Source organism: Halomonas sp. AOP43-D1-4 (assembly GCF_052446175.1).
Taxonomy (GTDB): Bacteria; Pseudomonadota; Gammaproteobacteria; order Pseudomonadales; family Halomonadaceae; genus Vreelandella; species Vreelandella citrativorans.
On record NZ_JBQSVY010000009.1, the window covers coordinates 100,118 to 126,588 of the forward strand.

The following is a 26,471-nucleotide window of genomic DNA, read 5'->3' on the forward strand; positions in this document are numbered from 1 at the left end:
ACCGAAGTCAAGGAGCATACGCAAGGGCGGCTCAATGCTCTGCTGCGAGCCCAGCGATCTACAGCATGCTGACTACGTTTTAAATACGCCAGATGATGTAAAGCGCGCGGTAAAAGACTTCGACCAGGCCATGAAGCAAAACGCTCCGCTACCCTCTGAAGGCCCTGCCATTTTGGCGATGCCTTTAGCAAATATGATCGCCATGCCAAAGCCGAAGGGCAAGAGGTCACCGACGAAAGAGGCGCCGTCTCTACTCGTATTGCATGAAAGCCAACTTAAGCCGATTGAAAAGCTACTGGAAGAAAGCTTGAGCCTGCTGAATGATTTTTAAGCCTTGAATACAACAACGTCACTGGCCCCCACAAGAACCAGTGACTGCTTAGTAAGTAAGCGTTAGCTTAATGCAATAGTACTATTGATACCGCTTGAAACGTTTTCAGGCTCAAACCAGCGTGCCGTTACCGTTTTGGTTTGCGTCCAGAAGGCGATCGCCTGTTTTCCATTTGGCCCTAAATCGCCGAGCTTTGAAGCACGTGAGCCAGTGAAGCTAAAATAGGCAACCGGCACCGGGATTGGCACGTTGATACCCACCTGCCCCACGTCTATATCAGTTTCAAAGCGCCGCGCCACCCAGCCAGAATTCGTGAAGATAGACGTGCCGTTGCCGTTAGGATTAGCATTAATAAACGCAATCGCTTCGTCGAGTGTTTCCACGTTGACAACGCAGAGTACCGGCCCAAATATCTCTTCACGGTAAATGGTCATCTCCGCAGTCACATCGGTAAATAACGTCGGCCCCACAAAATTGCCCTTCGGATAATCGCGTACCTGGCAGTTACGCCCGTCAAGCAATAGCGTTGCGCCCTCCTTTTCACCGGTCTCGATAAGACCTAACACCCGCTCCTTGGCGGCAGGCGATACCAGCGGCCCTAAATCGGCATCCTGTTGAGTGCCAGGCCCCACTTTCATCTGGCCTGCAGCATCCACAATATCATCAATCCATTGTCGCGCCTCACCGACCAGCACCACGACCGAATTAGCCATACAGCGCTGGCCTGCGGCGCCAAATGCTGAGCCCAGCAGATTGTTGATGGCTTGGCTGCGATTTGCGTCGGGCATAACCACACAGTGGTTCTTCGCCCCCATCATCGCCTGCATACGCTTACCCGCATCTGCCGCCCGCTTGTAAAGCAATGAGCCGACGTGGGTTGAGCCAATAAACGATAGCGCTTTAATCGTTGGGTGATCGACAATCTGGTTGGCAACCTCAGGACCGCCGTGCACCACGTTCAACACCCCAGCTGGCACACCGGCTTCATGGGCAAGCTCCACCAAGCGCATGGTCGAGCTGGGATCCTGCTCAGAAGGCTTCAACACAAAGGTGTTGCCTGTCGCGATGGCCAGTGGAAACATGAAACAGGGCAGCATGATAGGGAAGTTAAAGGCCGTAATACCGGCCCCTACGCCTAGCGGCTGATGTAGTGTATAAACATCGACGTCGCTTGCCGCGTTCTCGGCCACCTCTCCTAGCTGGAGCGAGGTAATCGAGCAGGCGTGTTCGACCACCTCCAGACCTCGCCCTACTTCACCTTTGGCGTCTGGCAACGTTTTGCCATGCTCTTCGGTGATTAAGGCGGCTAGTTCATCGGCGTTGTCACGAATCAGTGCCTGCAACGCCAGCATAATACGCATGCGCTTTCCAAGCGGTACCTTGCGCCACTCTCTAAACGCATGATGGGCACTTGCAATCGCATGCTCTACTTCTTCTGCCGTGCAAAAAGGCACCCGGGCAACCACCTTTTGGGTCGCCGGATTAACCACATCACGCCACTCCTGGCTTTGAGACAGGACGGCTTGACCATCAATGATCATGGGAATTTCGCGAACGGCCATTACGCTTGCTCCTGATTATGATTGTGTTTGTAACAGAGGCAGTCTCTATAGCTGCCCCAAGGCCAAGAATAGGGTATATCAGCAAGTTAACGTAAACGTCAACTAGCGGTTAGTGACAATCCCGATTAGCGATGACAAGACGCCAAAGACAGTGCAAACGCATGTTTAACCGCTTGACCTCCCCTCCCAATAAGGGATGATAATACGGCGCACCCAGGAGATGTCTCTTTGCCTCAGCAATACATGCCCACCGCTATGACGTCTCTCCGGCTCGGCCAAGTGGGCCTCTGGAGCTTGGCGCTATTGCTGTGGTGCGCCGCTCCTCACGAGGCGATGCCGCGGGCTGCTGAGCCAGTTCATCACTCAACCCTGGAAGACCACGCCAAGCCGCTGAACGTGCTGGCTAACCCACTTAATCGCCTTAGTCTGGGCCATGACAAGCGACGCCAAAACCCGGTAGTAATTCAAAATGATACCGGGGTGGCTCTGCCCGCCCATGAAAGATGGCCTGGTATTGCGCCTGCCGTTTATCACTGCGTATTGAATACCCTTGGCTCATCGACCCCAGGCTTACCAGGTGGCCTTCCTCCCTGCAGAGCACCACCCTACGCTTAACAAATAACGACGGTTAACAGAGGCGCGTAACGCCTCTTTGCCACGGACATGACACCAGGCATTTATTATTAAAAGGTCTGGCCATATCAAGTTATTTCAGGAATCGTGCGTATGTTTCTGGTGGACCAACTTATTTTACTAGCAGCCATCCTGCTACTGGTCGGCATTATTTCAAGCAAGCTGTCAGCTCGCTTGGGTATGCCGGTACTCGTACTGTTTTTAGGAACCGGTATGCTTGCGGGGGAAGCAGGCATTGGCGGTATCGACTTTAATAACCCTGGTTTGGCACACGCGCTAGGCACGTTGGCACTGGCAATGATTCTGTTCGATGGCGGCTTACAAACGCCCCTCGCCTCAATCCGCCTGGTGTGGAAGCCAGCCTCGCTATTGGCCACGCTCGGCGTTTTGATCACCTCAATGATTACCGGGGTTGCTGCTGCTTATATTCTAAAGCTCCCCTTGTTGGATGGTTTATTACTCGGCGCCATCGTCGGCTCCACCGACGCCGCTGCGGTTTTCTCATTACTGCGTAATGCTGGCATCCATATTAATCAACGACTCAAGTCTACGCTTGAAATTGAAAGCGCATCCAACGACCCGATGGCGATTTTCTTAACCATTGGATTACTTGAAGTACTGGTTAACGATATGCCCCTTGGAGTGGGCCTGTTAAAACTCTTTATCCTGCAAATCGGGGTAGGTGGCGCCGTCGGCTTGCTGGTCGGCTGGGCAGCCGTTCAACTTATTAACCGTATTCATCTGGTCACATCGGGCCTTTATCCCGTTCTGGTTGCGGCATGTGGGCTCTTCGCCTTTGGCGTTGCTGCGAACCTTGGAGGCAGTGGTTTCCTGGCGATTTTTATTGCAGGCGTCATGATCGGCAATCGCCCGATTGCCTTTCAGCGCAGCACATTTTTGTTTCATGACGGATTAGCGTGGATGAGTCAGATCGTCATGTTCGTGGTGCTTGGGCTGCTGATTAATCCTGTTTCCCTACTGGATGTATGGCTGGAAGGCCTGATGATCGCGGCTATATTAACCTTGGTGGCTCGCCCACTCGCCGTCACTCCCATTCTTAAAATGTTCGGTTTTACGAACCGCGAAACCGGGCTGGTTGCTTGGGTAGGCCTGCGTGGATCAGTGCCCATTATTTTGGCTATTTTCCCACTGATTTTCGGCCTGGAAGGCGCTGAACTTATCTTCAACGTGGTGTTCTTCGTGGTATTAATTTCTGCCACGATTCAAGGCACTACGCTGCCTTACTTGGCGCGTAAACTGAAACTTACCGAACCACCGCCTGTTGTGCCTGCCGCCAGCCTGGAGATTACTTCATTGGAGGATGTTGACGCCGACATTGTGGAGTATCGGCTAGGCGATTTTACTCGTGCAGCCAACCGCCGTTTATCGCAACTCGCACTGCCTGACGGCACAGTGGTGGCCATGATCACCCGTGGCAAAGACGTTATCCCACCGCGCGGGTCCACTCAATTACAGCCAGGCGATCACTTGTTTGTCGTGCTGCGTTCACAGGTTCTGCCGTTTGTTGACTGTATTTTTGCGGAGGGAGCCACGGTCGACAACTACCAACTCCCCAATCAAATATTGCATCTGAAAGGCAACACCAACGTTGACGAAGTATTTAACTCCTATGGCATTACGCTAGACCGTGATATGCACTGCACATTAGACGCGCTTCTGCGTGAGCGATTGACGGACGAACCGCGCATAGGTGACTCAATAACGTTGGAAAACGTGACCCTCTCCGTTCAAGGCGTACTTGATGGGCGCATTACCACGGTAGGTTTGGCCATCAGTCAGCCAGAACTCACTGTAGAGCAACACCCCGCCTGACACCCATACGTAAAGGCCACCCGCTATTAACGGGTGGCCTTTAGAAATACCTCAACGTGCTGCAAAAATGTCCTGCAAGAATCGCATTTCAGAACCAGTTCTTGCTGGACTAGCCCTGCAGAAACAACTCAGGCAGCTTCGTAGGCGGCTTTAAGCCGGTAAAACTCATCAACAATGGCGGCCATTTCAGCGGCGTCATAATGACAAAGGCCACTGACCACCAGCTTTTTAGAGCCGACACCGATTGCAGCGCCCTTCGATTCAATGGAAAACTCAAGCAATGCGTCTGCTCGCTTCCCCTGCACATCCAGCGATGAGCGCGTTAAGGCGAGGCCTGGTGTAAACCCATCCAAACGCTCTAATGAAAAACCCATGCTATCGTAGATAACCAAAGGGCGTTTAGGGTTAAACATTACCCCATGCTTTTCCATTAGCGGCTTTAAATAATGCGGGAAATTTTTGCCTGAGAACGCCACATAGCAGCGAGCAAAGGCTTCAATAGCAGCGCTATCGTGGGTCGTCTCGCCATCACGAACCACCTGTAAATAACATTTTCCACTCTCATCACTTACGTGAAGCTCGCCATTTTCTGCTTCACTAAAGAGCAGTGGCGTATCAGCACTTACCATATTGGTGAAGCGAAATTCCATTTGCCGCGACAGCCCGAACTTTACCAGTATTAGCGTAAACAACAGGTCACCAGGCACGCAGAAACGTCGCGCACCCGGATTATGGATCGGGTTGTAATCACCTGCCACGCCTTTAGCGAAACGGCTGGCCTGCTCGGCGGAGACCACTACATACTCTCCGTGTTGCGCGTAAAAATCCTTGAACATGGCGTTTGCTGCCTGCCTAGCGTTGAAATCGAAAACCCATAACTATCCAGCGTCGCGCATAATGCCATAAAACGCGCGCCAACAGGAGTCACCTGCCAGGAAGCGAGTATGTCAAACACGAACATTACTAAAAAGCGCTTATCCCGCGTTGTATTGGCTACCTTGATCAGTAGCCTGTTTATCATAACGGTTTGGCTGGTGGGCAGCTACTGGTTGCTGAATAGTCAGTGGTTACCGGAAAGAATTTCTCAGTTTGAAGGTATTGAGGTTCGCTGGAGCCAAGGAACTAGCCGCCACCCTGGACGCTGGGAAGTAGACAACCTTTATCTTGCCCGTGAAGACGATGCGCTACCGATGGCAATTGAGGCCGAGCATGCCACGCTCACACTCTCGTTATGGTCGCTACTGCGTGGCGAGTTACATATCAAGGCATTAGAGGCCGAAGGAATTCGCCGCTTAACGGTGGGTGATATCGCCCTTGAAGCGCAGGGCACGCTAGAAGTGGCTGATACAACCCTTAGCCGTGAAAACCTGGCCATACCCCATGTGAACCTGGCAATCACAGAAGGCCGCCTGATACGCCCAAGTGACCACGCCACACTGGTTAACGCCATAACCCTTGAAGCCACTGCAACGCTTGATGAGATCACGCCCACGGACCCGGCCACGGGTGCACTTAACCCTGAACTGCTAGCGGCACTTTCCGCAACACTTGATATTAAGGCGCAGGCAGATGCCTGGAATGTATTCATGCCCTACCTGGAGGCCATTCCGTGGCTTTTCCTGGACGGCCGCGGCGTACTGGAGGGCCATATTGAACTTGCCTCAGGCACACTTAAACCAGGTAGCCTGCTTACTTTGAAGGCACCTGAATTACGTTTAACGCTGGATGAGCGAACGCTTTTAGAGCACGATCAACCAACGACCTGGAGAGAGGCAGATGCACCACCCCCGCGCCACACAGCAACCGGTAGAGGAAGCGTCCAGCTACGCGTAGCCGATCACCACATTGATTTTGAGACTCGCCTGCAGGATGTCACGCTGGCAGATACACAGCCCTATGCGGTAAATACCGCCTTAAGCCTTAAAAGCGATATGGCCAACCAGCGCCTGGACCAACTAACTCCACCCACGGATGCTGAGCTGGCGCTTGAAGGCACCATTACCCGGCTGGACATGATGGACCGCTACCTCGCCAATACGCTGGAGGGTCAGGGCATTCGCTTATCCGGCAATGGCCGTTTAGAGGCTAGGGTTAGCGTTCGCGACACTCACGCCCATAGCGCCCATTTGCGGGTCGAGGCAGACGCAATCGCGGTCAACGCACTGGATATGACCGCTCAAGGGCAAGGCATACTTAACGCTGAGCTAAAGGACGCCTCGATGGTGGACGCGACACTTGGTTTCTCCCAGGCAACACTTTCCCACGCTGACCAAACACTGCTTAACGACGCGACACTTGACTTGGTAGCACAAAGTCCTATCGAACCCGTATTAGCCCGCAGCCACGCCACCGCGACACTTCACTGGCAGGACGCCCGCATGGCCAGTATTAGCGCCCTGCAACCGTATATTGCCACCTACCTGCCGGACCCGGCTCCGTTTAGCCTGGTCAGCGGCCAAGCGCAAAGTAATGGAACGCTCCATATTACCCCTGAACAGCTTAGCGGAGCGCTTACCTTAACCGGCGATTCGCTCACTACCCGCTGGCAGCGTGATGAGCAAAGCACCCTGCTCACTAGCGATATGCAGCTTTCACTGCAACTACGCGAGGCCGCTACCGATGGCACAAGCGTTGATATCAGTGGTAGCCGTTTACGCTGGCAGGTCGCTGATGACACACAGCCCGAAGAGCGCCTGGAAAGTATCTTGGTGATTCGCGAAGGCCGCTTTCAACGGCGTGGCGAGATTCCCAGTGGGCAGTTTCAGCTAGAGGGCAGCGTGCAGCGCTTGAGTTTTCTGAACGCCTTTTTACCCACAGATCACGGCGTTTCGTTGTCTGGCAATGGGCAACTGCTCGCCCAAGGCTCTTTTAGCGGTAAGCGCCTGTTGGCACCTACTCGGCTGCGTATCGATGCCAACCAGCTTGAAGTCACCTTTTTAGACTACCAGGCCAGCGGGCGCGGCGAGCTAACCGCGCAAATCGACAGCCCCGAACAGGCACAACTTTCGCTGGGTATTCCGCGCTTTTCGCTACAGCGTAACGGTGATGACCAACCTCATGTAGAGGGGCGTCACTTTGCCTTAACCACCCAGACAGACCAGCTCAGCAAAGTATTCATATCGCCAGAAGCAGAATACTTTGTTACCCGAATAGACTTGCCGATTACCGAAGTGCCGGACTTTACTCGCTATAACCGCTACTTGCCTGCAGATGCAGGCCTTCGCCTGCTTGGCGGTCAGGCAAGCCTGGGCAGCGAGTGGCTCTTGGAGGGGATGAGCGCCCAAGGCAACATGACCCTACGTGCGTTTGGCGCCGACCTCGCCCTTCTTGATCAGCGGCTACGTGGCGATATCGAACTCTACTTACAACTTACTGAAGGTGATTTACAGGCACGGCGTTTTACGGCTAATGACTCATTTCTGCGCTTGGAAAATGTGTTCCGCATAAGCGAGCAAGGCGCTCAGGACGCAGGCTGGTGGGTGCAGCTCTCCATGGATGACGCACAGCTTACCTGGGATGACCCCATTCGCCTGTCCACACAGCTGCGTCTGGCCATGCGCGACACCGGCTTGGTCGCCAGGTTGTTTTTAGCCCGTGCCCGAGAAAGCGACTGGCTCGGCAGGCTACTCAACGTGCACAATGTTAATGGCACCGCTGAACTTGCGCTTAATGGCGAACGTATCCAACTGAGCAACCTGGTACTCACCGGCGGCCCTCTACTGCTGCTTTCCGATGTCACGCTTGAAGAGCAGAGCACCAATGGCGCGCTCTATGCCCGCCTTGGCGCACTTGGCATAGGCGTGGAGCTTGTTAACAGCGAACCCAGGTTACACGTACTGCAACCCAAGCGGTGGTTTGACCGCTGGCGGCAAGCGGTTCGTTACCCTCGTCCTGATTAGCGCTTTTTGCGCTGGCGCCGAATCATCCTGACCCGCTCTCTGGCTTTAGCCGGCGTCGAAAGCGGCGCTGCTGAACCCGTCTCTTTGGGCGGCAAAGTGACCCAAGCAAACACCGGCAATGCCAAGTGCCAGCGAATCGCGGCTAACCGCAGCCCCAGCGTAATCGCCAAGGCCATGGCGATACTAACGCTCAGCGGCGTATTCAAGGTGTTCAGCGCGACATATACAGTGCCGCCAGCCATGGCAGCGGTAGCGTAGATCTCTTCGCGCAGCACCATCGGTACGCGCTGAGCCAGCATGTCGCGGATCATTCCGCCGGCGACACCGGTCATCATGCCCATCAATACCGCCACTACACCGGAGGTTCCCAGCAACAGCGCTTTATGGGTGCCGATGACCGTAAACAAGGCAAGGCCAAAGGCATCCGCAATCGGCAAAAACCTTCGCGACAAGCGATGAATATAGTGGAACCCCACCAGCGAAATGCCCACCGTTGCCAGGATAACCCATAAGTAAGTGGGATCAGCGACCCAAAAGACAGGCCGCAAGCCCAGCACTAAATCACGCAGTGTACCGCCACCAATACCGGTCACAGCGGCCAACACCAGCATGCCAAACGGGTCCATTTTTGACCGACACGCAAGGATAACGCCCGATAGCGCAAAAACAATCACACCCATCATGTCCAACCAATACACCACACCCGTCACGTGATTCCCCTTTGTGCGCTATGTTTTTTAAAGCGGTTTCTTAAAGCAGGCAGAATACCACTAATGCGTTTTTCGCCTATCGCTTGCTCATTCGCTAATTAACCCGACTTAACGCCGTGGCTTAGGGTACGCTTGTGAGAACTTTTTAAAAGGAGGTGCTATGGATTGGAACCCTGCTTATACATGGTTAGTACTGGCGCTACTTCTCAGTTTAGGGGAGTTAACCTCTGGTGCAATGGTACTACTGGCACTGGGTATTGCTGCCGCGCTTACCGCGGCGGTCACTGCCCTTGGGCTCTCTCTACCTTGGCAATTGCTGAGCATGGGCATTTTTTCTGGCCTATTAGTTCCCTTGGGTGTGATGGTGATTCGTCCGCGCTTTTCTCCTCGCGGCGTTGCCTACGGCACCACCGGCACTGGGGTCGAAAAAGGCAATCATTACCATACGTTGCGCCGCGATTATGACGATGCGACCGGTATCAAAATTAACGGCGACTTTTACCGCTTGCGCGTTATGGACACAGGTGCCACAGAACTTCCACCCGATACGTCCGTTATCTTTCAGCGCTTTGAAGGCACCACAGCGCTGGTTGCCCTCCCCTCGTCAGCCCCTAACCCTTTGCAAGACGATACCACCCTACGCAAGGAGCCTTAATAATGGATTTACCTATTAGCCCCGGTTTATTAATAAGCCTGATTATTGTCGTTATCGGCATTGTGATTATTTCCAAAGGGCTGGTGATTGTACGTCAGTCGGAAGTAATGGTAGTTGAGCGCCTCGGCTCATTTAATCGTGTGCTCGAAAGTGGCATCAATATCATCGTTCCCTTTATTGAGCAGCCCCGCGCGATCACCATGCTGCGCTATCGCAAAATGGGCGAAGAGTACCAGGCAATTACCACGGATGAGATTCGCATTGACCGCCGTGAAACGGTGATGGATTTCCCCGGCCAGCCGGTCGTGACCACCGATAACGTAACGGTTCGTATCAATGGCGCGCTTTATTATCAAATTATTGATCCTAAGCGCGCGGTTTACGAAGTCGTCAACATGAGCCAGGCCGTCGAGGTTCTGGCGAAAACCACGCTACGCTCGGTGGTCGGTAAAATGGAGCTGGATAAACTATTTGAATCCCGCGCGGAAGTGAACAATGAGATTCAGGCTGCCATGGAAGAGCCTGCATCCAAATGGGGGGTCAAAATATCTCGCGTCGAGGTACAGGACATTGCCATGCCTGAAGAAGTAGAAACGGCCATGCGCCTACAAATGGCTGCCGAGCGTAAACGCCGCGCCACCGTTACCGAAGCCGAAGGTGAAAAATCGGCCGCTATCGCCATGGCTCAGGGCCAGCGTGAATCGTCCATTCTTAACGCCCAAGGCGATAAGGAATCGGCCATTCTGCGCGCCCAGGGCGAGCAGGAGTCCATCAAACTGGTATTGAATGCCATTGGCGACAGCGAGGAAAACAAACGCACCGTGGTGGGTTATTTACTCGGCCAGAGCTATATCAAGGGTTTGCCCAACATGGCAAAAGACGGCGAGCGCGTTTTTGTGCCTTATGAATCTTCTGCTCTGCTGGGTTCCATGGGCATGTTCCGCGAACTGGCAGGCTCACCTGAGGATGCGGTAGGAGAACATCTACAACACCGCACCGGCAGTACTAACCCATCCAACAGCTTTCGCAGCGGCGTGGTAGGCGGAGGTATTAGCGGAAGCTGACACGCTCGCTCAAGAAAACCGGGTAACGCTATTACCCGGTTTTCCAACTGTTACAAACACTTATGATAAATCGGCCCTAACGACTCACGCTCCCAAGACGGGTTAAACCACGCGGCGCCGCAATGCGAAAAAAACGCTCCACGACATCCGCTTGTGTGGCCGGAGTCACTAACGACACCCCCACAAATATCGGCAAGTTGATGATTAGCCCCCAGAACCCCGCGTGGATGCCCAACGGGTGTGGCCATAGCGTAGTAAACGCCACGGTAACCAAAAATCCTGCCACAATACCCGCCATAACGCCCAAACGTGACGCGCGCGGCCAGAAGAACATGCCAACAAAAGCAGGCAACACTTGCGAGGCAAATCCCAGCCCTACCAGCAAAATCATCACCAGACTGCCCGGTTCAGCAATCGCGAGCGGTGCAATCACCAAGGCCATGATGGGTAAGATCATAAGCCTGGCAAGTCGGCCAGTAGTAGCATTTGAAAGCTTTAACAGCGGTTGCAGTACATCCTTACTTAATGACAGCGACACCGAATGAATAAACGGCTCACTTGATGACATGGAAGCCGCCAGGGTACCCGCCCCCAGTAGCCCGACCAGCACAACGGGCAAATGCTGCATGGCATATTCAAGGGCCACCGTGTCTGCTCGGGCCAGGTCAGGTAGCGAGTAAATACCGATAAAGCCCACAATCACCATGGGTAAAATCACCACATAGTACGTTGGCAGCCAGGTAGCGCTGCGCCGGATAGTGCGTGCGGAAGACGCACTCATCCACTGGGTCCATACCGGGGGCATAAACGAGAACATCGAGACAATAATCGAGGTGGTCCAGAAGCTAAAACTCATATCCCCGCCAGCCCCTGGTAGGGTTAAAAACGCTACATGCTCAGCCTGAATACGCTCAAATACCGCTGCAAAACTTAAACCGCCGGTGGCGCTATGCACTGCCCACAAGCCTACAGCCCAGGCAACGACCAACATTAATACGCCCTGAAAGGCGTTGGTACGCCCAATCGCCCGCTGACCACTGGCGTACAAATAGACAGCAATAGAGGCAAGTACCAACACAACGCCTAACCAGACAGGAATGATCCCGCCGCTCATCACAAACAGAATATAGGCCGAACCAACCGTTTGAAGCACCGCATAAGCAATTGAGCCAACCGCCATTACCAGCGATGCCAGCGCCCCCAAGGTAGGGCTTTGATAACGGTCAGCAATCGCGCTTGCCTGAGTAACGTGGCCAAACTCAGCGCCAAACTGCCATACTTTGGGGCCAAAGTACCAGGCGATCAGGGCCAGATATGCCAAATAGATAGCGACGTAAAAGACCGCTACCCCTTTCGAATAAGCCCAGCCCGGTGCGCCCATAAAGGTATAAGCACTGACGCTCCCTGCGGCAATCAGCAGATACAGCGTGACCGGCCCCATGCTACGCCCAGCAACCCCCCACTCTTCCAGGCTGTTCATATTGGCACGGGTGGCCTGCCCACCGCGGGCGCGTAAGCCAATCATCATGGCAATGGCCACATAGATAAGCGTAATCAGCAGAGGCCAGAGGCTATTCATGGTTATCTCGCTCTACGATACGGTTGCCTATCAGCATGACCACCACGCAAGAAAAAATAACCAGATAGCTCCATACCACCATCAGGGGCAGGCCTAGCACTAACGTTGCCCGGTTTACCCAACCAATCATCGGCCACGTTCCCATAGCGATGAGTGTTAAAAACGCAATTAATAAACCCCAACCCGCACGCGAGGTGGGCAGTACCAGTAAACGCCGCATGGTGATTCCCTAAAATTTTGTTAGCCGTCGTACCACTGGCCTACCTATTTTCATGTTGTGTGATCGGCAAATCGTCGGCCGATCAACGGCTTGTCGCTAGGTATTCCAAAGCGGCAGCGTGCGACGGTACCGAAGTAGTACACTCCGCGTCCACTGCGTCATCAACGTCTTTACTCCGTTAAGAGGCGTCGCATGAGCGTCACGGTTTCGCCTCGGTATTCAAGCGTTTCTATCGCTTGCCAACCTAGCCGCTGATAAAGCGACTGCTGGTCAGGGGTATAGAGATAACATTGGTGAATACCGCTATTGCGCACTTCTGCCTCCACGCGTTGCACCAGCGCGGAAGCAACACCCTGCCCGCGCCACTCAGGCGCTACGAAAACAGAGGCCAGCCACGGCGTTAATTCGCGCCGAATGCTCATATCATCGTCAATTAAGCAGGCAGTGCCGACAGGTACGTCGTCTTGCAAAGCAATAAATACGGAGGGTACACCTGAGATACCGCACTCAGACATCGTGTCATCAATGGCTTCTTCTAGCGTTAGCCCTGGGTATAAATTCCCCCACGCTGCAAACGTCCAGCGCACTACGATGGGAAGATGAGGACTATCTGCGCTAAGTCGCTGGATAGTGGTGTCCCGCATCACTATTTACCTTATTTTGCTGAAATTAACACCGTCACGGCAACCCTGTAGCCCGCCTCGCACCATCATGCAAAAGCGCGCACCTGCGGCGATTAGCGTGACGAATCGCGCAGCAGCGCATCAAGAGGACCATTCTCAAGCGGTTGCCCCCAACTATCGCCGTGTACCAACTCACTTAACGGTAGCCTGGAGCGCCAGCCTTTGGCTTCAAGCTCCGGCTGATCCAGAAACTCGCTGACATAGCCAAGGCATAGATAGGCCACGGGATATACGTGATCAGGCAGGTTCAAGGTGTCACTTAACTGAGCCTGATCAATAATACTTACCCAGCCAACGCCAACCCCTTCGGCCCGCGCGGCCAACCACAGGTTTTGTACCGCCAGGCACGTGCTGAACAAGTCAGTTTCGACAATGCTGTTGCGGCCTAGCACGTGTGGTCCACCTCGGCTGCGGTCGCAGGTGATGCATAGATTCAGCGGGCTTTCGACAATCCCTTGAAGCTTTAGGCTACGGTAAAGATCATTACGCTCCCCCTCAAAACGCTCAGCGGCTTTCTGGTTTTCCTGCTCAAATAACGCAAGGATAGACGCCCTGACCTCGTCACCTTCAATGACCATAAAATCCCAGGGCTGCATGAACCCTACCGAAGGCGCATGGTGGGCAGCCTGCAATAGTCGCGCCAGCACGTCAGCGGGAATCGGGTCAGGAAGAAACAGCGAGCGCACATCACGACGCTCATAAATGGCACGATAAAGCCCGTGGCGTTCACTCTCTGAAAAGCAGGCATCTGAAGCGGTCACGGGATTAAACTCCTGTTCCATGATCGTTTATGCGTGGGAGGCGGGTTTGACCATATCAATATGCGGTATGCCATCTTCATCGTAAGGCTCACTGATTCGCTTGAACCCAAACGACTCATAGAAAACGTTCAAATAGACTTGTGCGCCGATCTTAATGCCCAGACCAGGATAGGTTTGCTCGGTAAAACGAATCGCCTCGCTCATAAGCGCCCGGCCATATTGATGGCCCCGGAAAGCCTTGAGTGTCATCACTCGGCCAATGGAGGGCTCGGCGAATTTATCACCCGGCCCCACTACTCGGATATACGCCGCGAGCTGACCATCAACCGTGGCGGAAAGATGCCAGGCAAGCGGGTCCAGCTCATCAATTTCCTGATAGGCACACCGCTGTTCCACCACAAACACCGCTTCACGTGCCTTTACGATGTTATAAAAATCGTGCGTGCTTAATTCGTCCAGTCTCGACCAGCTAAAACGTAAAGACATCGCGGTGCAATCTCCATCGGGCATTAAGACTTCAAACAGTATAAAACGCCGATTATACATGGTCCGACATACGGCCATCTCGCCAAATAGTCACTAAACCTCTGCAGCCAACACAGCCTGCGACAAAGATATCTCACAGAATGCCCACGTTCACGCCTCACTGCTTCTCAACACTGTTCAAAAACTGCTTAAGTAGCGCATCAAGCTGCGCCCTCTGCTCGTCGCTCAAACCACTAACCAGCTCTGCTTGGGTCTCTACGTGGGCAACAATGGCCTCATCGATTAGCACAAACCCTTTCTCAGATAGCGAAATCAGAAAGCCTCGTCCGTCGGCGGGGTTTTTGACACGCTCAATCAATCCCGCTTTTTCCAGCTGCTGAAGGCGGTGCGTCATAGTGCCGGACGTCACCATGGTGGAGGCCATTAAGTCGCTGGGAGAAAGCGCGTAAGGCGGGCCTTCACGGCGCAGCGTGGCCAGTACATCAAAGCTTGAGTCGTTAAGGCCATACACCGCCCACGTCTGCTCCATGCGCCGCATCAAGCTCTGATTCAGTCGTTTGAGTCGGCCCAGCGTGCCCATTGGGGCCACGTTCAGGTCGGGGCGCTGTTGCTGCCACTGTGTGAGTATTTTATCGACATGATCCATGGCGTTCATGCTTACCGCCTTTTAGCTTGACGTCAAGATAAAAAACCATATATCTTGATATCAAGATATTTTGAGAATCATTTTACAGAGCAACCACAAGAGCCACTCTATGCAACCATCCAAGGCAAGATCAGGGGCACTTCCCAAACAGAAGCGACTTGCCGCATTTATCTATCTTGTGGCAGGTGGCGCGCTGCTAGGACTTTCGACCAATGTGGCCAAACTGGCCGGTGATGTGCAGCTGTCGCCACTCGCCTTTCTATTTTGGTCGATTACTGGCGCGGCCTTGATTCTGTTGGTGGTGGCAGCGCTGCGCAGCAATTTGCCACCTGTCACGGGCCGCACACTTGAGTACTACCTTGTTTCGGCCCTTGTGGGCGTTGCGGGTTCTAACCTGATTTTCTTCTCGGCTATTCCACATATCGGCGCTGGCTTTGTCGCCTTGGTGATTACGTTGCCGCCGCTGCTCACCTATGTCGGCGCGCTGATAGTAAGGCTGGAACGCTTTCAGATGATGCGTGCGATGGGCGTTATGTCTGCGCTTGCTGGCGCCATCACCCTAGCGGCTCACAAGCTTTCCGCGCCTGATGCCGACTATGCCTGGATTTTTCTAGCGTTGGCGGGGCCGGTACTACTGGCTATCGGCAATCTTTATCGGACACTGCGCTGGCCAGCGGGTGTCTCAGGCGATGCCCTTGCTCCCGGAATGTTAATCGCCGCGGCGGCTCTTCTGTTCAGCGTCGGCCTGCTGCCTGGTTTTTCGCTTGGTATTCCAAGCGGGCAACGTCTACCACTTCTACTAATTGCCCTTCAATCAATGGTATTTGCAGGCCAGTTTTTACTGCTATTTCTGCTTCAAAAAACCGGCGGGCCAGTGCTTCTCAGCCTGTTGGGTTCCGTCGGTGCCGTGGTTGGCGTACCAGTGGCGATAGTGCTACAGGGCGAAGCCGCCCCCGAGGGCTTATTGCCCGGCGCCCTACTGATAGGCGCCGGTATCGCCCTACTTAATGTCGGCAAAGCCAAGCAAATTTCCTAAATAAACAAAGGCATATCTGGCAGGCATCACTTAAACAATACGCCGTTCCATGTAGTGAGTATTGCCTTCCGTTTTACGAATGTGAAAGCCTATGCGTTCGTAGAGCGCGACGGCAGGATTAATGCAGAACACCCGAAGGCGCAGCGTATCGATACTCGATTGCCGCGCCCTGTGTACCATATGATGGATGGCTGCCGTACCAAAACCCTGACACTGCCACTGCGGCGCGATTTGCAGCTCGCGAATATAGCAAGCCTCGGTAGCCTGGTTGATACACAGTAGGCCCACCGGGTGCGTGTTAATGACCAACTGATAGCTTTCCAGGGTGCGCCACTCACTTTCAAACAAAGCGCTGTCCCAGTGCATATCCAACTGCTCATAGTAGCCGGACATATTCTGGCGGATCAGTTGCTCTGCAAAATCCTTATCGTTAGTCGGCACAATCAGTGGCGTCATATTTACTCCTGGCGCTCCTATCGGCACCTATTGCGAATGTTGTTCCTGGAGAAGCTGACATCATAAATCATTACGTTGCCAGCGATTTACAATATGACTCCGCTGTTAAGATGAGAATCACCCCCTTAATCCGCTATACTAGGCAGTAGCGTAGATAAATAGCGAAGGAGGGAGTATGAACAACGTCTCTTTGGAAACAAAGCGCCGCTATTATGCACAGGTCAGGCGTTCAAATTACCAAGCGAGCATGGCACTGGAAGGGATCACCGTTGATTCTCAGGCGCCTAAAACCAATAAAGCCGATGTATTAGTGAAATATAAAAAATATAAAAATTGCTAATGGATAAGTACGGCGTCGGCCAAGACCCTTATTGCTATCCCGGTACTGATATCTTGCGTAATAAGCTGGAAATTTACGACACGGCAGAGCTTGAAGAAGCGGAGCGCGATCTATCGCTTGTTAACGCGGATAGCATTGAGCTTTTGCAGCCACCCTATAATTTTGCGTACCTGAAACACCTTCATCATCAGCTATTCCATGACCTCTATGACTGGGCAGGTAGTGTGCGCACTATTGATATAGCCAAAGGCGATACGCGATTTTGCCACGTCAATCGCATCATTCCCGAAGCGGAAAAGCTGTTTACCAAACTTGCAGAACACGATTATTTATTCAGCTTGAGAAAGCAGAACTCATACCGGCGTGCGCTGAATTGTATGGTGATTTAAATGTTGTTCATCCCTTTAGAGAAGGTAACGGTCGCGCACAGCGATTACTCTTTGAACACCTCATCATCAACTGTGGCTATCACCTTTCATGGCACCCACTCGAGCAGCGTGAATGGATAGCGGCCAATATCGCCAGCTACTATTGCGACTATCAACCGTTAGCATCCATTTTTGAGCGCTGCATCGGCTCACCTCTGACAGACTAACGTCAGGGCAATGCCTGACGCTCTACTTTATTTCTGCCTTACCCCCTACCCCAACTGAAACGGGTAAACCGACCCTATTTGCAGAAGCTGCGTTAGCTCATCCAGTGCGCTGAGCGACTCTTCTGCCAACTGCGGATCGGCGAGGTCGTCAGGTGCCAAGCGATCCCGGTAGTGGCGGTTGACCCAAGCAGTAAGGTCTTCGTAAAGATCATTAGTGAGCAATACGCGGCCGGTCAGTGCTGCGCGCTCGGCTTCTGAAAGAGCAACGCGCAGGCGCAGGCAGGCGGGGCCGCCGCCGTTGCGCATACTTTGCTTGACGTCTTTCACCACCACGTCACTGATGGGGTTATTGCCTGCCAGCAGGTAGTCTTGAACGGTGCGCCAGACGGCTTCACGCTCCTGACATTCGCTGGGCACGACCAGCGTCATGGTGCCATCAGGGTTGGAAAGCAGCTGCGAGTTAAACAGGTACGACGCCACTGCATCTTCCAGGCTCACTGCTTCAATGGGTACGCGGACAGGAATCAAGGGCGTCGTCATCTTGCGGCGCAACTCGTCGAGCGTGCCCTCTTCGTCCAGGAAAGCCATTTCGTGATACAGCAGCACGGGGCCATTGCCCACGGCGATGACGTCGTTATGAAATACGCCCGCATCAATAGCGTCCGGATGCTGCTGAGCAAATACCGTTTGCGACTCAACAAGCCCATGCTGGCGGGCTACCGCTTGGCTGGCTTCCAACGTTTGGCGGGCGGGATAGCGTGCTGGCTCGCGCTCGCCGCTACGCACGTCACCAAACGCTTGGCGGCCATACACAAACAGATGAATGCCCGGCTCACCGTACTCACCACACAGGCGAGTATGATTGGCAGCACCTTCATCGGAAAACGCCGGCGTGGCGGGCAGCACTGGGTGGTGGGCGAAGTGCTGTTCGCTGTGAAAAATGGCTTGCAGCACGCGGCCCGTGGTCTGCGGCTCAAGAAAGCGATGAAAGCTTGATTGCAGATTGGCCGGAGTGAAGTGCACCCGGCGGTCCGGCGCGTCGATGCTGGGGGTAACGGTGCCGGCGTTAGCCGTCCACATGCTCGAAGCGGAGCATACAGCCCGCAGCAACTGCGGTGCATCGGCGGCAGCACGGGCCAGCACTTCGTGGTTGCTGCCGCTAAAACCTAAATCGCGCAGCGCGCCGATATCCGGGCGCTGTTGAGGCGGCAGAACGCCTTGGGTGTAGCCTGCCTCCATCAAGGATTTCATTTTTAAAAGCCCTTGTAGCGCCCCCTCTTTAGGATTGGACTCAAGGCCGCCGTGGCTCATGGAAGCCACATTGCCTACGGCGAGCCCTGAGTAGTTATGCGTCGGGCCTACCAGGCCATCGAAATTGACTTCCCTAACGTTACTGATCGCAGAGGTGCTCACAGACTAACTCCCGGCGGCAGAGTATCGGGCATCTCCAACGCCTCGGCTTCCATGGAGGCCACCGGATAGGCGCAGTAGTCCGCCGCATAGTACGCGCTGGGGCGATGGTTGCCGCTGTCGCCGACGCCGCCGAACGGCGCATCACCCGAAGCCCCGGTAGTCTGGCGATTCCAGTTCACAATACCCGCACGGATGCGCAGCAGAAAATCGTCCCAGTCGGCCTTTTCACCGCCAATCAAACCCGCCGAGAGGCCATAGCGCGTGTTATTGGCAAGCGTTAACGCCTCGTCCCAATCGTGGTAACGGTGCACCTTCAATAACGGGCCAAAGTACTCCTCGTCAGGCACTTCCAAGCCCGTCACATCGATTAACGCAGGCGTGAGCAGACTGGTATTGTCTTTAACACGCTGCATACGGTTAATCACCGTGCCACCCAGTGTTTCCAGCTCATCCTGTGCTTTTAGCAGGCCATCAGCCGCCGCCACACTGACCAGGCCGCCGTAAAACGGTGTGGGCGACTCATCAAACTGCCCGGCCACATGAAGCCTGGCAATCGCTTCGGAAAGCGCGTCAATTAGCCGGTCGCCAACCTCGCCCTGGGGTACGATTAAACGGCGTGCACACGTGCAGCGCTGGCCGCCGGACAGAAAGGCGGATTGCAAAATGGCCAGCACGGCGGCGCGCTCATCATCCACGTCCTTAACCACCAGCGGATTGTTGCCCCCAAGCTCCAGCGCGAGGATTTTATCCAACTGCCCGGCAAACTGCTGTTGCAGCATGCCGCCAACCTTTGCACTGCCGGTAAACAGCAGGCCATCGATCCCAGGGTGTGCAGAGAGCGCCTGCCCCACCGGTACACCGCCTTGAACAAGACTGATGACGCCAGCAGGCAGCCCGGCTTCTTGCCAGCACTGCAGCGCCAAGTCCGCGGTTAGCGGTGTTTGATCGCTCGGTTTGAAGACCACCGTGTTGCCTGCCAGGAGAGCCGGCACCATATGACCGTTAGGCAAGTGGCCCGGGAAATTATAGGGGCCAAACACTGCCATCACGCCATGCGGACGGTGGCGCAGCACCGCTTTGGCACTGCCTACAGCTTTTTCGCGTTCGCCGGTGCGCTCCTTGTACGCCTTGAGTGAGAGCGCTATTTTCCCCACCATAGCGCCCGCTTCTGTACGCGCTTCCCAAAGCGGCTTGCCGGTTTCAGAGGCAATGGCGACAGCCAGCGCTTCACTGCGCGATTTAAGTACCTCAGCAAAACGTTCGACCAACGCCTGGCGTTCGCTAAAGGGCGTTTTTGCCCATTCGGGAAACGCCTTACGCGCAGCGGCTACCGCTTCTTCAACCTGCGTATCACTGGCTGATGCCCCTTGCCAGAGCAGCCCGCCTGAGACGGGGTCAAACTTACTAAACGATGCTGCAGCGCCATTCACCCAGGCGCCGTTGATAAGCTGCTGTTGTTGGGCGTGCATCATGCTCTCCTACCTGTTCAGGTTTCCAGAAGCCGCACGGCATCACCTGTGGTAACCCCTAGGCGCTCGGCTTCTGAGTGGCTTAAAACAATCGTATCGCGGGTGGGTGCACGGCCTATCCACGCGGCGGTAAAGGCCTGCATGGTGGTGGTCGCGGCCAACCAGCGGCTAACGCTCTCATCAGGCGCCTTGGTCGATACTTCAACGTGATATAGCTGCGAATTGCGCACAGCCCGCACATCGTCGATATAGGCTTCAACCGTCGGGCCACCGTCAAAAATATCGATATAGCCTTCCCAGCGCAGCCCCTCTTTTTTGAGCATTTCAAGGGCGGGCCGGGTATGGCGATGCACTTGGCCAATACACGCGCGCGCCTCCTCGGCCATAAACGTGGTGTAAATGGGAAAGCGCGGCATTAATTCACCGATAAAGCTTTTCTGCCCAAGACCGGTCAAGCGGTCGGCTTCGCTGAAGTCCATGGGAAAAAAGTGTTTTCCCAGGCTCTCCCAGAAGGGACTGCGGTTCTGCTCATCGAACACGCCGCGCATTTCAGCGAGCACTTTCTCAGGAAAACGATCACGAAACTGTGCAATAAACAGCCAGCGCGCCTTGGAGAGCAGCGCACCGTTACGCAGGTGCTTATTGGCCTCGCCGCGGTATTCCGGGCGCAAAAACAGTGAGCATACTTCGGCATCGCCGGTATGGTCAGAGCTTAAAAACAGCGTATCGATGGTGCGGTGTAAACCCAGCTGTACCGACGAGTGCGCCAGCGTGCCCAACCGATAGTTATAAAAAGGCACTTCGTGCCCTACCTGGCCTTCAATGGCACAGCAGCCAGCCAGCTCGCCATTGGCCTCATCTTCCAGCACAAAGAAGTAGAGCCGATTGTTAACCGGGGTACGCTCTTCAAACGCGCGGACAGACGTTTCAATTTTTTCTGCCAGAAATTCCCGGTTATTGGGCAGCGAGGTAAAGCCCACGCCCGCCTGCTGCGCAAGCGCCAGCAACCCATCAACATCTGCACGGGCGATAGGACGAATGCGCATCATATTTCTCCTTCATCAAAGGCATCCACCGCGCTGGGCAGAGTAAGTGGTGCGGCAAATACAGCTCGCCCCTCCTCTACTCCCAAGCGTTTGGCATCCACCTCTGAAAGCATCAGTTGCCCAGTGGCTGAAAGCGCGTAACGGGCGACAATGCAGCGAAAATCACCCAGCGCTTGGTTAGCGATCAAGGCAGGTTCGGCATCGGGAAGCGTTTCGTCCGGACGAAGGCGTACCGGATGCCAAGCGGCACGGTTGAATGTTGCCAAACACTCGCGTTCGGCTTTCACAAGCGGCCCGGCGTCAAAAATGTCCACATGGCGCGAGCGCACGAAGCCTTCGGCAAGCATCTCCTGCAAAGCTTCTTCATGCGCAGGATGCTCCCGGCCAATCGCCGCCCGAGCCGGTGGCGTCAACAGCGGCAAATAGAGCGGGAACTGAGGCATCACCTCAGCAATAAAGCTTTTAGAGCGCACACCTGCGATGTGGTTGATATCGTGAAAACTGCGCGCAAAAAAGTGATGGCCCACACTTTCCCAAAAGGGCGATTCGTTCTGCGCATCCAGGTAACCGGGAAACGCCACGGCCAATATGCGCGAAAAGCGCTCGGGGTACTGGGCAATAAACATCAGCCGAGCACGCCGCAACAGGCTTTCGGCGCTGGTCCCCTTGTAACGCGGATTTAGTGAATACGCGCACAGCAGCGTAGCGTCAGAAACTTCATGAGAGAGCGCCAGGGTTTGTACTTCGCGACGTACGTTGAGCTGTTGAGACGCATGAATCAACGTTTCCTGGCGGTAGGTGTAGTAGGCCTCATTGGCGCCCGCCTGGGCACGAATAGTGGCCGTTCCCAGTATTTCACCATGCCCCGCCTCATCCACCAGCGCGCTATTTTCAAGCACAAAGGTGTAGTGCTCGTTACCCGGAAACTCGATCTCATCATTAAACGCCGCCAGGGAGCGCTCAATGCGCTCCTCTAAACGTTCGCGGTTAGCGGGCAGGTTGGTAAGCTTGGGCGTCGCATGCTCTGCCAACACGACCAGCGCTTCGAGATCCGCCATTTTTACCGGACGAATGACCAGCATGCTTGACGCCCCCTCTCTCAATGTCGCCGTGGTCGAATTCATGCGTTGGCAACAAGGCGCTCAATCGCACGCTCCAAACGGGCCATACCTTCAGCAATGTCTGCCTCCGGCACTACCAGTGAAGGCGCCAAGCGAAGCACGTTAGGACCTGCAATCAGTGCCATTACGCCTTCTTCGATGGCCAGCGGCAGAATATCCTTGGCGCGGCCTTCATAGGCGTCCGACATCTGGGCACCTATCAACAGTCCCATGCCACGAATTTCTTTAAACACGCCATGTTTGCGATTAATGGTTTCCAACTGCTCACGGAACAGGTCGTGGCGCTTTTGAATGCCTTCCAGTACGTCTGGCGTATCGATAAATTCCAGCGCAGCCAACGCAATCGCGGAGCCCAAGGCATTACCGCCGTAGGTAGAACCATGGGTTCCAAACGCGAGGGATTTGGCGACGCTGTCGGTTGCCAGCATCGCGCCAACCGGGAAGCCGCCACCCAGCGACTTGGCACTGGTGAGAATATCGGGCGTTACGCCATAACGCTCATAGGCATACAACGTACCGCAACGGCCAACCCCGGTTTGCACTTCATCAAATACCAGCAGCGCATTGTGCTGATCGCACAGCTCGCGCAGGCCTTCTAGAAACTCGGGGGTGGCGGGCAAAATGCCACCTTCACCCTGCATGGGTTCGACCATCACCGCACACGTGTCATCGCCCATTAGAGCGCGCACACTGTCAAGATCATTAAACTCAGCGTGCAAAATACCGCCAGGCACTGGACCAAACCCCTGGGAGTACTTGGGCTGACCACCCACGCTCACAGTAAACAGCGTGCGACCATGAAAGGATTGGCTGAAGGAGATGATCTTGTCTTTCTTTTCGCCGTAATGGTCTACCGCGTAACGGCGCGCCAGCTTCAGTGCGGCCTCGTTGGCTTCACCGCCGGAAGAGCACAAGTACACCTTGTCAGCGAAGGTGCGTTCAACCAGCTTTTTAGCCAACTTAAGCGCGGGTTCATTGGTATAGATATTGGAGAGATGCCAAAGTTTTTCACCCTGCTCTTTTAAGGCATTCACCAACACGGGATGGCAATGACCCAGCGAGTTCACCGCGATACCGCCCGCAAAATCAATATATTCACGCCCCTGCTGATCCCACAAGCGGCTGCCTTCTCCGCGCACCGGAATAATCTGCTGCGGCGCATAGTTGGGAGTCATGTAGTGATCAAAATCCTGCCGGGTTGGGGTCGTGCTCATGGGTCAGTCCCTCTCGTTGAGTCAATCAGTTATATCAGTATACGGGGCGAGCAAGCTCACCCGCTTTCAGTAATGTGACGGTAAATTATGTAATGCTGCCCATATTTCAGATTATTTCTGAAGGAAGGTCTCTGGTGCTAATGCGTTACTGCAGATGTTGCGACGTGGACGAGCATCAGCTCAAACGCTCTTCCCGGGGGGTTAATCCAAAATGATTGCGGTAAGCCGTTGAAAAATGAGCCGCCGAGGAAAACCCCGTCGCAAACGCGATATCGCCTACCGAGCGATCACTTTCACGCAACTGTTTACGGGCATCCTGCAAACGCAAATTGAGGTAATAGCGGCTAGGCACCGCCTGAAGATATTTTTTAAACAGGCGCTCCAACTGGCGGCGGGAAATGCCTAAATGCTCAGCAAGCTCCAGGGTCGAAAGCGGCTCTTCTATGTTGGCTTCCATCAGCGTCACAGCGTCTACCAAGCTCTGCGGGGCGTGGCCCAAGCGGTGGCGCAGCGGCACATGTTGGCGCTCATCGGCCATGCGAATTCGCTCACACATAAAGTGCTCTGACACCTGTTCAACCAGATGACTGCTCTGCTGTTGGCGCACCAGCGTCAGCATCATGTCCATGGCCGCCGTACCGCTGGCACAAGTGATCCGGTTGCGGTCGATCTCAAAAAGCTGTTGCGACAGCGCCACCTGAGGATACGCTTGGGAAAAGGCCGCAAAACGTTGCCAGGGTAAGGTCGCCCGATAGCCTTCCAGCAATCCCGTGCGGGCCAATACTTCAGCCCCTCCCGCTAATCCGCCCAGCATCGTACGGCTTGGCTGGTGGCGCAGCCACTCCATTAGTTTGGCCGGTAACGCATAGGGCAGAGGCGAAGGCGCGCAGATAAGCACCATGTCCAGATGAGGCGGCGCCCCTTCCAGGGTGTAGTCAGCATGACAGGATAATTGAGCGCTGCTTCGCACCGGCTGCTCATCGGTACTGAGTGTAAACACCTGATAGAGCACCTGGCCGCTAAGTTGATTGGCCATCAGCAGCGGCTCGACGGCACTGGCATGTGAGAGCATGGAAAAGCCAGGCAGCAGTAATACCCCAATGCGCTGGCGCGCAAGTGTTAACGGGGGAGACAAAGAGCTGAGCTGCATGCCAAAACGCCATCAGTAAATGAAACGTCATCTTACCCAATTGTGACGTTTTGGGCAGTGCCTGATAGCCCCCAATAGAAAAAGGGCGAGGCGCGAACGCCCTGCCCTTCCTGTCAGCATCTAAGCCACTTATCGATCAAATCGCTTATTGGTTTTGATTCTGCTTCGCTTCGGATAGCGTCATATCGCTATCGACCTGCGTATAGTTATCCTCGACATAATCCTCTGAGGACGCTTCAATCTCGTCACTGCCATACGTGGTATTCATGATGAGCTGTTCATCCTGGAACTCCACTTCGTCCATCGGCAAAGCGATTTCTGTCGCGCCGAAGCCCCAGATACCACCGACTGAGATAATGGCAAACAGGTCACCAGAGTCGTTGTGCTGAGCGATATGTTGAATATCACCGATCTCTTCGCCATCCTGGTTAATGACGGCCATACCTTCCAGCTCGCTAACCGGGTGAGACATCAATGAATTATTGTCATCCTGGTCGTTACGATTATCCTGGGCAGCCTGCTGGCGTTCTTGATCGTCATCGCTATTAACGTCGACCTGTGCATCATCGGCTTGTTCGACGTTAACGTCAGGCTCGCCACCCTGCTCAACAGTAACGTTAGGCTCAGCGTCTTCAACGGTAACGTTGGGCTCGGGCTGTTCAATCGTCACGTTGGGTTCAGGCTGCTCGACCGTCACGTTCGGCTCTGACTGCTCTACTCGAATATTGGGAGAGTCTTGTTCAACTTTTACTTCAGCAGGCTCTTGGTCGACTTCAACGTCCATCGTTTCGTCGCCATTAGGCTGAGACTGAGCACGGCTGTCAGTTTCTGTGCCTTGTGGCTGCGTTTGCGCCGTAGCATCTTGCTGCTGCGTCATTTGATCGGCATTGTCAGTGTCGTTCTGGTTAGCGTCTTGAGCCAGAGCGCCGCCTGAAAGTCCTACACAAATCGCACCAATAGCAATGGCTAGTGTTGTCCGTTTCATAATATTGCTCCTTGTGTTGGCTTGCACTTAAAAAGCTAGTAGACCTAAGCGCCTAAGAGCAAAGCTAACGATGAATTATAATAAAAATTAACACGTATATTATCACCGCTTACTTAGTAAAACTCGTCAAGAAACAATGGTGAGGTTTTATACTATTCAACCGTGGTCTGGTCGGCATCCTCATCTTTCAAAACTTCCAAGCGGTTACCACCTTGTTCATTCTGCGTATCGTCGCTGCCTATATCGGCCTGGTCAGGCATATCCAGGTCGTCGCTTTCAGAGCTCTGTTGAGGCCCTTGAGTGCCGGTTTCACGCTCGGTATCGCCCTGTTCCTGATTACGGGGAGTGTCCGTACTTTGCTGCTGTCCGGCTGTTGAGCTGTTCTGCTGCTGGGTCATCTGACCGTCGCTCTGTGATGCATCATTTTCATTGGCCAACACGGCTGCTGAAATGCTCGTAAAGATAGCACCGATAGCAATGGCTACTATTGTCCGGTTCATATGATGTCCTCCTTGGATGAGTCACTCTTCAAACGTTAGCCAACGGAGGATAAAAGTAACAATAAAAAACCATCTTTCTTAAAA

At 54.2% G+C, this 26,471-nt stretch carries 28 protein-coding genes; 10 read left to right on the top strand and 18 right to left on the bottom strand.

What is annotated here, in order from left to right:
- The first annotated feature begins 34 nt into the window (after positions 1-34).
- On the top strand, positions 35-331 hold the full coding sequence (locus ACT3RQ_RS11440) for a hypothetical protein (RefSeq protein WP_444680520.1): 297 nt from the start codon (positions 35-37) through the stop codon (positions 329-331).
- Between the two features lie 62 nt (positions 332-393).
- Here ACT3RQ_RS11440 and ACT3RQ_RS11445 read toward each other — a convergent pair whose 3' ends face one another.
- Complete coding sequence (locus tag ACT3RQ_RS11445; RefSeq protein WP_444680521.1) at positions 394-1,893, bottom strand: CoA-acylating methylmalonate-semialdehyde dehydrogenase; 1,500 nt, start codon at positions 1,891-1,893, stop codon at positions 394-396.
- Between the two features lie 228 nt (positions 1,894-2,121).
- Here ACT3RQ_RS11445 and ACT3RQ_RS11450 point away from each other — a divergent pair, with 228 nt between their 5' ends.
- Both ACT3RQ_RS11450 and ACT3RQ_RS11455 read left to right on the top strand, forming a co-directional pair.
- A complete protein-coding gene (locus ACT3RQ_RS11450) occupies positions 2,122-2,508 on the top strand; it encodes a hypothetical protein (RefSeq protein WP_444680522.1) in 387 nt (128 codons plus the stop codon).
- A gap of 111 nt (positions 2,509-2,619) precedes the next feature.
- Complete coding sequence (locus ACT3RQ_RS11455; protein WP_444639612.1) at positions 2,620-4,359, top strand: potassium/proton antiporter; 1,740 nt, start codon at positions 2,620-2,622, stop codon at positions 4,357-4,359.
- A gap of 128 nt (positions 4,360-4,487) precedes the next feature.
- On the opposite strand, the gene ACT3RQ_RS11460 is transcribed toward ACT3RQ_RS11455, so the two are convergent.
- Complete coding sequence (locus ACT3RQ_RS11460; protein ID WP_172117239.1) at positions 4,488-5,195, bottom strand: DUF3581 family protein; 708 nt, start codon at positions 5,193-5,195, stop codon at positions 4,488-4,490.
- A 108-nt stretch (positions 5,196-5,303) separates the two neighbouring features.
- On the opposite strand from ACT3RQ_RS11460, the gene ACT3RQ_RS11465 reads away from it, so the two are divergent.
- The gene (locus ACT3RQ_RS11465; protein WP_444680523.1) at positions 5,304-8,258 is read left to right on the top strand and encodes a hypothetical protein; all 2,955 of its coding nucleotides are present in this window, start codon (positions 5,304-5,306) and stop codon (positions 8,256-8,258) included.
- Here the strand turns inward: ACT3RQ_RS11465 and ACT3RQ_RS11470 are convergent.
- Positions 8,255-8,968 (bottom strand): trimeric intracellular cation channel family protein, encoded by a 714-nt coding sequence (locus ACT3RQ_RS11470; RefSeq protein ID WP_172117241.1) that lies wholly within the window; start codon positions 8,966-8,968, stop codon positions 8,255-8,257. The two genes, ACT3RQ_RS11465 and ACT3RQ_RS11470, sit on opposite strands and share 4 nt — an antisense overlap.
- 160 nt (positions 8,969-9,128) lie before the next feature.
- Here ACT3RQ_RS11470 and ACT3RQ_RS11475 point away from each other — a divergent pair, with 160 nt between their 5' ends.
- On the top strand, positions 9,129-9,623 hold the full coding sequence (locus tag ACT3RQ_RS11475) for a nodulation efficiency, NfeD-like protein (RefSeq protein WP_441678920.1): 495 nt from the start codon (positions 9,129-9,131) through the stop codon (positions 9,621-9,623).
- A gap of 2 nt (positions 9,624-9,625) precedes the next feature.
- Positions 9,626-10,687, top strand: coding sequence for an SPFH domain-containing protein (locus ACT3RQ_RS11480; protein ID WP_441678918.1), 1,062 nt, complete (start codon positions 9,626-9,628; stop codon positions 10,685-10,687).
- A gap of 76 nt (positions 10,688-10,763) precedes the next feature.
- Here the strand turns inward: ACT3RQ_RS11480 and ACT3RQ_RS11485 are convergent, their stop codons facing one another.
- From ACT3RQ_RS11485 to ACT3RQ_RS11510, 6 genes are all read right to left on the bottom strand, one after another.
- Positions 10,764-12,266 carry a sodium:solute symporter family protein gene (locus ACT3RQ_RS11485; protein ID WP_444680524.1) on the bottom strand — a complete coding sequence of 501 codons (1,503 nt, stop codon included), beginning with the start codon at positions 12,264-12,266 and terminating at the stop codon, positions 10,764-10,766.
- Positions 12,259-12,486: a hypothetical protein gene (locus ACT3RQ_RS11490; RefSeq protein WP_192527844.1), complete on the bottom strand. Its 228-nt coding sequence runs from the start codon at positions 12,484-12,486 to the stop codon at positions 12,259-12,261. The genes ACT3RQ_RS11485 and ACT3RQ_RS11490 overlap by 8 nt, the downstream gene beginning before the upstream one ends.
- Positions 12,487-12,656: 170 nt before the next feature.
- On the bottom strand, positions 12,657-13,130 hold the full coding sequence (locus tag ACT3RQ_RS11495) for a GNAT family N-acetyltransferase (RefSeq protein ID WP_444621846.1): 474 nt from the start codon (positions 13,128-13,130) through the stop codon (positions 12,657-12,659).
- Positions 13,131-13,222: 92 nt separating this feature from the next.
- Entirely contained in the window at positions 13,223-13,951 is a 729-nt protein-coding gene (gene bluB / locus ACT3RQ_RS11500) for a 5,6-dimethylbenzimidazole synthase (RefSeq protein ID WP_444680525.1), read from the bottom strand.
- A 6-nt stretch (positions 13,952-13,957) separates the two neighbouring features.
- On the bottom strand, positions 13,958-14,416 hold the full coding sequence (locus tag ACT3RQ_RS11505) for a GNAT family N-acetyltransferase (RefSeq protein ID WP_444680526.1): 459 nt from the start codon (positions 14,414-14,416) through the stop codon (positions 13,958-13,960).
- 157 nt (positions 14,417-14,573) lie between these two features.
- A complete protein-coding gene (locus ACT3RQ_RS11510; protein ID WP_444680527.1) occupies positions 14,574-15,071 on the bottom strand; it encodes a MarR family winged helix-turn-helix transcriptional regulator in 498 nt (165 codons plus the stop codon).
- Positions 15,072-15,171: 100 nt separating this feature from the next.
- Here ACT3RQ_RS11510 and ACT3RQ_RS11515 point away from each other — a divergent pair, with 100 nt between their 5' ends.
- Positions 15,172-16,098, top strand: a complete 927-nt coding sequence (locus tag ACT3RQ_RS11515; RefSeq protein WP_444680528.1) for a DMT family transporter — start codon at positions 15,172-15,174, stop codon at positions 16,096-16,098.
- 30 nt (positions 16,099-16,128) lie between these two features.
- On the opposite strand, the gene ACT3RQ_RS11520 is transcribed toward ACT3RQ_RS11515, so the two are convergent.
- Positions 16,129-16,554, bottom strand: coding sequence for a GNAT family N-acetyltransferase (locus tag ACT3RQ_RS11520; protein ID WP_444680529.1), 426 nt, complete (start codon positions 16,552-16,554; stop codon positions 16,129-16,131).
- A gap of 175 nt (positions 16,555-16,729) precedes the next feature.
- Here ACT3RQ_RS11520 and ACT3RQ_RS11525 point away from each other — a divergent pair, with 175 nt between their 5' ends.
- From ACT3RQ_RS11525 to ACT3RQ_RS11535, 3 genes are read left to right on the top strand one after another with little or no spacing between them, the layout of a single operon-like run.
- Positions 16,730-16,894: a YhfG family protein gene (locus ACT3RQ_RS11525; RefSeq protein ID WP_444680530.1), complete on the top strand. Its 165-nt coding sequence runs from the start codon at positions 16,730-16,732 to the stop codon at positions 16,892-16,894.
- The gene (locus tag ACT3RQ_RS11530; protein ID WP_444680531.1) at positions 16,894-17,283 is read left to right on the top strand and encodes a Fic/DOC family protein; all 390 of its coding nucleotides are present in this window, start codon (positions 16,894-16,896) and stop codon (positions 17,281-17,283) included. The genes ACT3RQ_RS11525 and ACT3RQ_RS11530 overlap by 1 nt, the downstream gene beginning before the upstream one ends.
- The gene (locus tag ACT3RQ_RS11535) at positions 17,268-17,489 is read left to right on the top strand and encodes a hypothetical protein (RefSeq protein WP_444680532.1); all 222 of its coding nucleotides are present in this window, start codon (positions 17,268-17,270) and stop codon (positions 17,487-17,489) included. The genes ACT3RQ_RS11530 and ACT3RQ_RS11535 overlap by 16 nt, the downstream gene beginning before the upstream one ends.
- Before the next feature lie 45 nt (positions 17,490-17,534).
- On the opposite strand, the gene astB is transcribed toward ACT3RQ_RS11535, so the two are convergent.
- The 8 genes from astB to ACT3RQ_RS11575 form a co-directional block, all read right to left on the bottom strand.
- Positions 17,535-18,902 (bottom strand): N-succinylarginine dihydrolase, encoded by a 1,368-nt coding sequence (gene astB / locus ACT3RQ_RS11540; RefSeq protein ID WP_444639599.1) that lies wholly within the window; start codon positions 18,900-18,902, stop codon positions 17,535-17,537.
- Complete coding sequence (gene astD, locus ACT3RQ_RS11545) at positions 18,899-20,371, bottom strand: succinylglutamate-semialdehyde dehydrogenase (RefSeq protein WP_444639598.1); 1,473 nt, start codon at positions 20,369-20,371, stop codon at positions 18,899-18,901. The genes astB and astD overlap by 4 nt, the downstream gene beginning before the upstream one ends.
- Positions 20,372-20,388: 17 nt before the next feature.
- Complete coding sequence (gene astA / locus ACT3RQ_RS11550; RefSeq protein WP_444639597.1) at positions 20,389-21,417, bottom strand: arginine N-succinyltransferase; 1,029 nt, start codon at positions 21,415-21,417, stop codon at positions 20,389-20,391.
- Complete coding sequence (locus ACT3RQ_RS11555; protein WP_444680533.1) at positions 21,417-22,499, bottom strand: arginine N-succinyltransferase; 1,083 nt, start codon at positions 22,497-22,499, stop codon at positions 21,417-21,419. Before ACT3RQ_RS11555 ends, astA begins: the two co-directional genes overlap by 1 nt.
- A 38-nt stretch (positions 22,500-22,537) precedes the next feature.
- Positions 22,538-23,752: an aspartate aminotransferase family protein gene (locus tag ACT3RQ_RS11560; RefSeq protein ID WP_444628159.1), complete on the bottom strand. Its 1,215-nt coding sequence runs from the start codon at positions 23,750-23,752 to the stop codon at positions 22,538-22,540.
- Positions 23,753-23,927: 175 nt separating this feature from the next.
- Positions 23,928-24,902 (bottom strand): GlxA family transcriptional regulator, encoded by a 975-nt coding sequence (locus ACT3RQ_RS11565; protein WP_172117252.1) that lies wholly within the window; start codon positions 24,900-24,902, stop codon positions 23,928-23,930.
- Positions 24,903-25,047: 145 nt separating this feature from the next.
- Positions 25,048-25,887 carry a PRC-barrel domain-containing protein gene (locus ACT3RQ_RS11570; RefSeq protein ID WP_444680534.1) on the bottom strand — a complete coding sequence of 280 codons (840 nt, stop codon included), beginning with the start codon at positions 25,885-25,887 and terminating at the stop codon, positions 25,048-25,050.
- 152 nt (positions 25,888-26,039) lie between these two features.
- Complete coding sequence (locus tag ACT3RQ_RS11575; protein WP_444640389.1) at positions 26,040-26,387, bottom strand: hypothetical protein; 348 nt, start codon at positions 26,385-26,387, stop codon at positions 26,040-26,042.
- Positions 26,388-26,471 lie beyond the last annotated feature (84 nt).